We start from the raw sequence: 9,239 nt of genomic DNA, 5'->3' as shown, positions 1-9,239 counted from the left end.
CCCAGCGTAGGTCGGTTGGAGCAGATGCTCGCCGATCGCCACGCTGAGAACTACGACACGGTCGCTCAGAGTGAATCCTGATGGCGCAGGAAAGAGAGGATGCCGATGAGCACGCAACCGTGGGCTTTTGATCGAGTTGCTGGAGAACGCGACGACACCGAGCTGGTCGCCCGCAGCCTGCAGCATCCGGAAGCCCGCGTCATTATTGTGCGTGCCGGAAAAACACCGTGGCGTGATGGCCCGGTGCTCTTTACCGCGCAAGAAGCACGCCGAATTCTGGGTGACACAGGCTCTGCCGACAGCACACCCGCCGAGGACGTACAGTGGGCGTTTTTAGGACACCTCTCGTCGAAAACCCCCGTGCTGTTAGCGGCTCTCGCAGAAGAGCACATGCTGAGCAGTGAGCACGATCTCGGTGACGATGAGTGGGGTGGCGTGCGTGATAGCGCGAACCTGTCGGCAGAACACGCCGAACTTCTTGTCACCGCTGTCTCACTGGCGGCCTGGCTCGTGCGCAACACCTACTGCAGCAGCTGCGGCCGCCAACTGGAAACACAACAGAGCGGTTGGTCACGACGATGCGACCACTGTCGCCGAGAGTTTTTTCCGCGCACCGACCCGGCTGTTATTGTTGCCGTCCGCAGCTCTGACGGCGACAAGCTGCTGTTAGGCGCCAACGCGGCCTGGCGGGGCGAAATGTATTCATGCTTTGCCGGTTTTGTGGAGGCCGGGGAATCATTAGAAACCACGGTGCACCGTGAAATTGCCGAAGAAGCCGGCGTGCGGCTTTCTGACGTCGCCTATTTGTCGTCGCAGCCATGGCCTTTTCCGCACTCGCTCATGGTCGGCTTTCACGCTGTCGCGATCGACGACTCGGCTGCCCACGGTGATGGCGACGAAATTATCGCCGTGCGCTGGCTGACACGCGCCGAAATCGGGTCAGCGCTGCGCGGCGACGGCCCCGTGGGTTTGCCGGGGCCCGCCTCGATCGCACGGACTCTGATCGAAGACTGGTATCACCGTGGCGGAGGCGAAAATCAAGGGGAGGTAGCGTGAGCGCGCTCGACGCTCTCGATGACCAACAGCGTGAGGCAGCATCAACGCTGCGAGGCCCAGTGGTGGTTCTCGCCGGTGCCGGAACCGGAAAAACTCGGGTGATCACGCACCGCATTGCTCACGGCGTGGAGGTGGGGGCGTATACGCCCTCGCGCGTCATGGCCGTCACCTTTACCGCCAAAGCTGCTGGAGAAATGCGTGGCCGTCTTCGGCAACTCGGTGTTGACGGTGTCGCTGCACGCACCTTTCACTCGGCGGCGCTGTCTCAACTGAACTATTTTTGGCCGACGGTCGCGGGGTCTTCCGCACCGGGACTCATCGACAATAAAGTGCGACTGCTCGCACACGCCGTACACGACCGCGGCCTGCGGTGGGACACCGCAACACTGCGTGATGTGGCATCGGTGATTGAATGGCGCAAAGTCTCGATGCTCTCGATCGATGACGCTGTCGAGCGGCATCCGGGAGTAACTAACGTTGATAAGACACAGTTGGCTGACGCCCTGCGAGCCTATGAAGCGTTGAAAGATGAGCGTCGCCGCCTCGACTTTGAAGACGTACTCTTGGCGTGCGCGGGCATGCTCGAAGCCGAACCCCGCGTCGCCGCAGCCGTCCACGAACAGTACCGACACTTCACCGTCGACGAATATCAAGACGTCTCGCCGCTGCAAAACCGTTTGCTCGAACTGTGGCTCGGAAACCGCAGAGACCTGTGCGTGGTCGGTGACCCGGCGCAGACCATCTATTCATTTACCGGTGCCGACCAGCGGTACCTGCTCGAATTTACGCACCGGTATACCGACGCCACAACAGTGCGGCTGGAAACCAATTATCGCTCGACCGAACAGGTGTTAGCTGTTGCTAACAGCCTGATGAAAACCCAGCACGGAGCCCTGCAGCTCAGTGCTGCGCGAGCAACACCGACCGCCGATGTTCCCACCCTCACTCGCTATCGCACCGATGAAGAAGAGTCTTCTGGGGTCGCACGCGATATTGCCACGAGGCTGGCAGCGGGCGTACCCGCGTCAGATATTGCGGTGCTGTACCGTTCGCACGCCCAGTCGGCCGCGGTGATATCAGCACTGGCCCAGCACGGTGTTTCTGCCACAGTGTTGGGTGGCCGCAAATTTTTTGATATTCCCGAGGTTCGTCAGGCAATCGTGGCGCTCCGAGGCGCCGCTGTTGCGCCCAGTGGGCGCGAATTTATTGTTGACGTGCGTGATGTTCTGCACAGCCTCGGTTTTCGAGAAGACCCGCCCGAGGCTTCAGGTGCCGTGCGCGAAGTGTGGGAAGCACGTCGTGCCCTGCTGCAACTGGCCGAGGAGGCTCCTCCCACAACAACCCTTCGAGAATTCAGCGACGAACTGATGGCGCGCGCAAAATCTCAGCATGAACCCACACTTGATACGGTCACGCTCTCGACCCTGCACGCCGCAAAAGGTCTCGAATGGCCGCATGTTTATATAATCGGATGCTCCGAGGGGCTCATGCCCATCTCTTATGCCACGAGCATGCGTGCCGTTGACGAAGAACGAAGGCTCGTATATGTGGGAATTACGCGATCTGAACGGACTCTGAAGCTGTCATGGGCGGAACAAGCTGGAGCACGCGACCGGCGGGCCTCACGCTTTCTGACGGAGATTGGCACAGGCACTCTGCGTGAAACTGCACCGTCCGCCACACGTGCACGCCGTCATCGGTAATGCGAACGGCTCGTCCTGGCTGCCCGACCAGTAGTTGTAGTGCCGCGCGGGCCGCCGCAACCGCCCGGTGAACGGGAATCGCCACAGGGCCGCGTCCGAGCAACTGTGCGTGAATGCGTGCCCAGTGCGGGCTGCGCGCGCGGTCGTGTTCATCGCGACACGTCAGGCACGGGGTTTCTCCCGGGCGAACAAGCGGCCCCACACTTACGCCTGCCTCATCAAACGATACGGGCAAGTGCGCGCGGTCATCGGCCATAAACGGTGTGCAGAGTGCTGCCGGAGCCACTCCGTACAGCAGCATCAGCGCCACGGTGTCGTCTCGGTCGGCAGAAGCAGCCGGGCCAACCGCAACCTCGGCATCACGAAACACCTCGGTGACGAGCGCTTCGGCCCGCACCGGGAACGGCTCAGGCATCACCAGTTCTATCGCCGGATACTGCATACGCTCTTTGTGCAAGACCGGCCCGAGCGTTTGTAACAGTGCACGGGCGGCTGCTTCAGGAGCCCCCAGGTCAAAGCACACGACAGCAAAAGACGCAGGCCGGATGCCGCTGCGCAGCGCCATCAATAGCTTTTCTACCCACTCCTCATCAAGCGCCACCGTCACGAGCGCATCGGCACCGAACTGGACCGTGCTCTCGTCTTGCCACAGCAGAGGATAAGCCGGATCTAATCGAAGAACAGAGCTGGGGGAGTGCATGCCCTGATTGTTGCGTGATTACGTGGCACGCAGCATCCGGCTCGTGCCAACAGTGGACAAAACAGGCCCGCACCACTGTGGGGAGGAAACGCGGCAGCCGTGCTTAGACGGGAGTCTCCGGCGACGACGGCTCGTCGCCGTCAGCATCCTCACCAGCGTCACCGTTACTGTCGCTGTCGCTGTCGCTGTCGCCACTAAAGTCGTCGCCCTGCAATAAACGAGTCAACGCCTCATCCATCTCGTCTTGCTGCGGCTCTTCACCGCGCTCGCGGGCTTCCAGTCGCGCAATGAGCTGCGTCGGGTCGTCGATATCGGACGGCTGCGGCATGAGGTCGGGGTAGTCCCACAGAGCATCCCGCGCGCTAATACCGACCGCATCACCGATCGCCTGCCACATCGCGGCAGCCTCGCGCAGGCGGCGAGGCCGAATACGCAGCCCCACCAGCGCACCGAGGGCGTCTTCTGCAGGACCACCTTCGGCGCGGCGGCGACGCGCGGCCTCACCGATCCGTGCGGCATCCGGAAGCCGCGCGGTAGCCGTGCCGGTAACAACATCGACCCAGCCATCAATGGTGGCAATAAGGTGCTCCAGTTTTTCGAGCGCGGCACGCTGCGCGTCCGACAGCGTCGGCAACAGCGCGCCCTCATCCATCGCCGACTTGAGTTCTTCGAGATTCGTGGGATCGATACGGTCGGCCACAGCATCGAGCGCCTCGATATCGACCTCCACACCGCGCGCAAAATCAGTGATCTTCGACATCACATGCAGATGCAGCCAGCGGGCATGCCGGTACAGCCGGGCGTACGCCATTTCGCGCGTCGCGAGGTACAACTGCAGCTGATCGTCGGGTATTTCCAGGCCCTCCGCAAAACCGCCGAGGTTCTGTGGAATGACCGCTGCCGTACCCGCAGGCAGCACGGGAATACCCACGTCTCCGCCTGAGACAACCTCGAGAGAAAGCTCACCCAAAACACGGCCAAACTGCATAGCAAAGACCGAAGCCCCCAGGCCCCGCATCAGTGATGCGGCATCGTTCACAACCGTCTGCATCTCGTCGGGCACATGCGAACCGAGTGCTTCGGTGAGAGCTTCGGCAATACTCGTGGAGACGGGTTCTGCCACTTCGCGCCACACCGGCAGCGATTTTTCTACCCATTCGCCTCGCGTCATCGTTACCGGCGGCTGGGACAGTTCACCCAGGTTCGTAGCCTCGCCCAGCCAGAGCGAAGCCAGCGCAAACACTTCAGACAAGCTGGTGCGGTCACCAGCAGTTATGCCCTGACCGTCTCGATTTGCGACGTGCAACGCCTGTTGTAGCGTGCTCTGCCACGGGTCGCCACCCATCCCGAATGCTGCCTGCATCTGTTTCATGATGGCTGCCAGCTGAGCCGGATCCGGCTGCATACCGTCGGCACCCATGAGCCCACTCAGGTCAAACCCCTGAATGTTCATACCCTCGGGTAGGTCGCCTCCGCCGAGCATGCGGCGCAGGAACTCCTGGAAATCATCGGAATGTGAATCGTCATGCGTCATGGTGGCCCTCTCAGCACTTCGCTAGCCGTGGGTTCTACGCTAGTTGCAGCATCCTGGTGCATGCTTGATTCCGGATGCCTTTGTGTACGCCGGTCGCGAACGAGGCCGACGCATCCGTGTCGTGAACAATCCCCACACCCGCACCGGAGGACCCGTGGCAGCAACCCCGCTCGACAAAGAAGCACGTCGGCTGCGTGTGGGACTGGGTGCCCTCGTCGCGGCGTTGCTTGCGCTGCTGGTGATCACTTTCTTGCCCAGCGGATTTGTGATCCAACAGCCAGGGCCGGTCTACAACACCCTCGGGAGCGCACAGAACAAAGACGGCGACGAGATTTCACTCATCGCGGTCGACGACGAAGAGTCTTATCCCACAGCGGGGGCACTCGACCTCACCACCGTGCAGGTGCGGGGCAACCGCGACCACAACGCCTCATGGCCGGAGGCATTCGCCGCGTGGCTCAGCCCCGCCAAGGCCGTCATTCCTGTCGATCTTGTTTTTCCGCAGGGGCTCACAACCCAACAGCGCGACGAACGCAACGCCGCACTCATGATCGACTCGCAGCACGAAGCAACAGCTGCAGCACTGACATTTTTGGGGTACGACGTGCAAGCACGCATCACCGTGCACCAACTTGTTGAAGGCTCACCGGCATCCGGAAGCCTCGATGCAGGCGACACCATAGTCGCGGCCAATGGCACGCCGATCGGCGATGTGGAAACACTGCGCGCGGTCATCAACGACGGTGGCGGCAGCGCGGTAACAATCACTCGCACCCGCGACGGACAAACCAGTGATGTCGAGATCGTTCCCGAAAAAGCGCAGGGCAACTGGGTGATTGGCGTTACCCTCACAACCGACTACTCTTTTCCGGTCGACGTCACACTGCAACTCGACAACGTTGGTGGGCCCAGCGCAGGCATGATGTTTGCCCTCGGCATTATCGACGTATTGACGCCGGAAGAACTCACCGGCGGCCGCCACATCGCCGGTACGGGAACGATCGATGCCGCCGGCACCGTCGGGCCAATCGGCGGCATCCGGCAAAAACTTTACGGTGCGCGCGATGCCGGGGCCGATTTCTTTCTCGCCCCCGCAGCCAACTGCAACGAGGTCGTGGGGCATGTGCCCAGCGGACTGCAGGTTGTGCGCACAGAAACTCTGCAGCAGTCGATCGACGCGCTCACCGTTATTGCCGAGGGTGGAGACATCGCCGCGCTACCCGCATGTGAGTAAAAACGCGCAGATCGTTACGAATTCCCCAGCCAGCAACAATGAGCCGTGCCTAGGATAGAGGGGTGACCACGACCCCCGAGCCGACCCAGGCCACGCCCAGCACATCCCGCCGCATCCTCACCATTACCCTGGTGGTGATCGCAGCGGTTATTGCCGCGTTCTTCATTTTCGCTTCGCTGTACACCGACTACCTCTGGTACGACCAACTGTCGTTCACCGAAGTGTTGACCACGCGCTGGCTCGCCACCGCGGTGATGTTCCTCGTGGGCTTTGTGGCAATGGCAGTACCCCTGTTCGTTTCACTGCAGCTTTCGTACCGGATGCGACCCGTCTATGTGCGGCTGAGTTCACAGCTGGATCGCTACCAAGAGGTAGTCGAACCGCTGCGCCGTCTCGGCATGTGGGGTATGCCGATCTTCTTTGGACTGTTCGCCGGGTTTGCCTCCGCTGGGTCGTGGCAGACGGTGTGGTTGTGGTTCAACTCTGTTCCGGCAGGCGAGACCGATCCGCAGTTCGGGCTCGACGTGGGTTTCTACCTGTTCGATATGCCGTTCTACTCGGGGCTTTTCGCTTTCGTTTCGGCTGTTCTGCTGCTGTGCCTGATCGTGACGGCCGTGGTGTCGTACCTGTACGGTTCGGTTCGCGTTGGACAGGGCGAACTGCGTATCTCGAAGGCCGCACGCATTCAACTGGCTGTGATCGCAGGACTCTACCTGCTCGTGCAGGCCGGAAGCCTGTGGCTCGACCGCTACGCCACACTGTTTGCGCCCAATGGTCGCATGACCGGTGCCGGATACACCGCCGTCAATGCAGTTATTCCCGGTCACACGATTTTGGCTGTTATTGCCGCCGCTGTTGCCGTGCTGTTCTTTATCACGGCGATTATCGGTCGCTGGCGTTACCCGCTGGTGGCAACCGGGCTGCTGATTGTGGCATCGCTCGTGATCGGTGTGGGATACCCGTGGGCGATCAACACGTTCCAGGTCAAGCCCAACGAGCAGGCGCTCGAAATGGAATACATTCAGCGCAACGTTGACCTCACCCGCTCGGCGTACGGCATCGCTGAAGTCGAAAAGGTTCCGTTTGAAGCACGCACCGAGGCCGAGGCCGGTCAGCTGCGGGGCGATGCGGATACGACGGCCTCGATCCGCCTCATGGACCCGGCGATTATCTCGCCCACTGTGCAGCAGCTGCAGCAGTACCGTGGCTACTACGACTTCCAAGAACCCCTCGACGTGGACCGCTACGAGATCGACGGCAAGATTCAAGACGCCGTGGTCGCGGTTCGCGAACTGAGCCTGGAAGACCTCGACCCGAGTGCTCGCACCTGGGTGAACAACACCCTCGTGTACACGCACGGTTACGGCATGGTCGTTGCCAAGGGTAACGAACGCACGGTTGAGGGCGAACCGGTCTTTATCGAGAGTGAGATGCCGACGGCTGGTGTCTTTACGGAGGGCGGTTACGAGCCTCGTATTTACTTTGGTGAAAAGTCGCCACAGTTCTCGATTGTGGGAGCCCCTGAGGGTGCAACACCCATGGAGTTGGACTATCCGCGAGGCCAGGAGGGCGAGAACCTCACCAGCACCACGTTTGATGGTGACGGTGGCCCGAGCGTCGGTAGCTTCTTTAACCGCGTGCTTTTCGCACTGAAGTTCCAGTCGGAACAGATTCTGTTCTCCGACGACCTCAACCCCGAGTCGCAGATTTTGTACGATCGCCACCCGCTCGTGCGCGTGCAGAAGGCGGCGCCGTATCTGACGCTGGATAGCGACCCGTACCCGAGCATTGTCGATGGCCGCATTGTGTGGATCATTGACGGCTACACCACGAGCGCTACCTTCCCGTATTCGACGGCCGTCAACTTCCCCCGTGCGATCAGCTCGGGTGGTTCGACAGCACCAACCTTCCCCGCGGATGACATCAACTACATTCGCAACTCGGTCAAGGCAACCGTCGACGCCTACGATGGCTCGGTCACACTGTATGCGTGGGATGACGAAGACCCGCTGCTGCAGGCCTGGCAGAACGTATACCCCACGTCGCTCAAGCCCGTCAGTGAGATGTCGGGAGAACTCATGAGCCACGTACGGTACCCCACCGACCTGTTCAAGGTGCAGCGTGCAGTGCTCGGCACCTACCACGTTGATAAAGCGCGTACGTTCTACAACCGTGACAACGGTTGGGCAACGCCGAATGACCCGACGAACGATCAGATGCTGCAGTCGCCGTACTACCTGTCGATGCAGATGCCGGGCCAAGACGAGGCCACATTCTCAATGTTCACCACCTTTATTCCCGACAGTGGTTCTCGTAACGTGCTGATGGGGTACCTGTCGGTCGACTCCGATGCCGGTACAGAAAAAGGCAAGGTGAGCGACGACTACGGCAAGATGCGTCTGCTAGAAATCTCGGCCGACACGACAGTGCCCGGGCCCGGTCAGGTGCAGAACTCCTTTAACTCCGACACACAGATCGCGCAAGAAATGAACGTTCTGCGTATCGGTGCATCGGATGTGAAGCTCGGCAACCTGCTGACGCTACCCGTGGGTGGCGGTCTGCTCTATGTGCAGCCGGTGTACGTGCAGTCGACGGGCGGAACCTCATATCCGCTGCTGCGCAAGGTACTGGTGGCTTTTGGTGACCAACTTGCCTTCGAAAACACGCTTTCTGAAGCCCTCGACACACTCTTCGGCGGAGACTCCGGAGCCCCAACAGGGGATGAAGACGAAGTGCAGCCGGATGATGCGGAAGATACCCCGGATGGCGGTGACACGCCGGCACCCCCTGCGGTAGACCCCACGGCCCAGATGCTGTTGGAGACGGCTCGCGAGGCGATGGCCGAGCGTGACGCCGCTTTGAAGGCCGGTGACCTCACCAAGTTCGCCGCTGCCGACAAGCGCCTTGTAGAAGCGATCGAGAAGCTTCTGCTGCTCGAAGAGGGCGACACCGCCACCGAGTAGCTGTTGCGATAACGCACACGAGCGCGGTGCCCGAGCGAACTATTCACTC

The 9,239-nt window shown here is 61.0% G+C and carries 5 protein-coding genes; 4 read left to right on the top strand and 1 reads right to left on the bottom strand.

The features are described 5' to 3' along the window. Positions 1-105 precede the first annotated feature (105 nt). Both nudC and ACQUSW_RS08650 read left to right on the top strand, forming a co-directional pair. On the top strand, positions 106-1,056 hold the full coding sequence (gene nudC / locus ACQUSW_RS08655; protein WP_428931900.1) for an NAD(+) diphosphatase: 951 nt from the start codon (positions 106-108) through the stop codon (positions 1,054-1,056). Then, complete coding sequence (locus tag ACQUSW_RS08650; protein WP_428931899.1) at positions 1,053-2,759, top strand: ATP-dependent helicase; 1,707 nt, start codon at positions 1,053-1,055, stop codon at positions 2,757-2,759. Before nudC ends, ACQUSW_RS08650 begins: the two co-directional genes overlap by 4 nt. Before the next feature lie 803 nt (positions 2,760-3,562). On the opposite strand, the gene ACQUSW_RS08645 is transcribed toward ACQUSW_RS08650, so the two are convergent. Continuing rightward, complete coding sequence (locus ACQUSW_RS08645; RefSeq protein WP_428931898.1) at positions 3,563-4,993, bottom strand: zinc-dependent metalloprotease; 1,431 nt, start codon at positions 4,991-4,993, stop codon at positions 3,563-3,565. Positions 4,994-5,147: 154 nt separating this feature from the next. Here ACQUSW_RS08645 and ACQUSW_RS08640 point away from each other — a divergent pair, with 154 nt between their 5' ends. Together ACQUSW_RS08640 and ACQUSW_RS08635 are read left to right on the top strand one after the other, a co-directional pair. Then, the gene (locus tag ACQUSW_RS08640; protein WP_428931897.1) at positions 5,148-6,227 is read left to right on the top strand and encodes a YlbL family protein; all 1,080 of its coding nucleotides are present in this window, start codon (positions 5,148-5,150) and stop codon (positions 6,225-6,227) included. A 62-nt stretch (positions 6,228-6,289) separates the two neighbouring features. Then, on the top strand, positions 6,290-9,190 hold the full coding sequence (locus ACQUSW_RS08635) for a UPF0182 family membrane protein (protein ID WP_428931896.1): 2,901 nt from the start codon (positions 6,290-6,292) through the stop codon (positions 9,188-9,190). Positions 9,191-9,239 lie beyond the last annotated feature (49 nt).

This window comes from Microbacterium luticellae (assembly GCF_050408645.1).
Classification (GTDB): domain Bacteria; phylum Actinomycetota; class Actinomycetes; order Actinomycetales; family Microbacteriaceae; genus Microbacterium.
This window is presented reverse-complemented; position numbering and strand designations above follow the sequence as displayed.

Excerpts from the sequence above, each read along its gene's own strand:
- nudC (WP_428931900.1), top strand. The coding sequence starts at position 106 with ATGAGCACGCAACCGTGGGCTTTTGATCGAGTTGCTGGAGAACGCGAC.
- ACQUSW_RS08645 (WP_428931898.1), bottom strand. The coding sequence starts at position 4,993 with ATGACGCATGACGATTCACATTCCGATGATTTCCAGGAGTTCCTGCGC.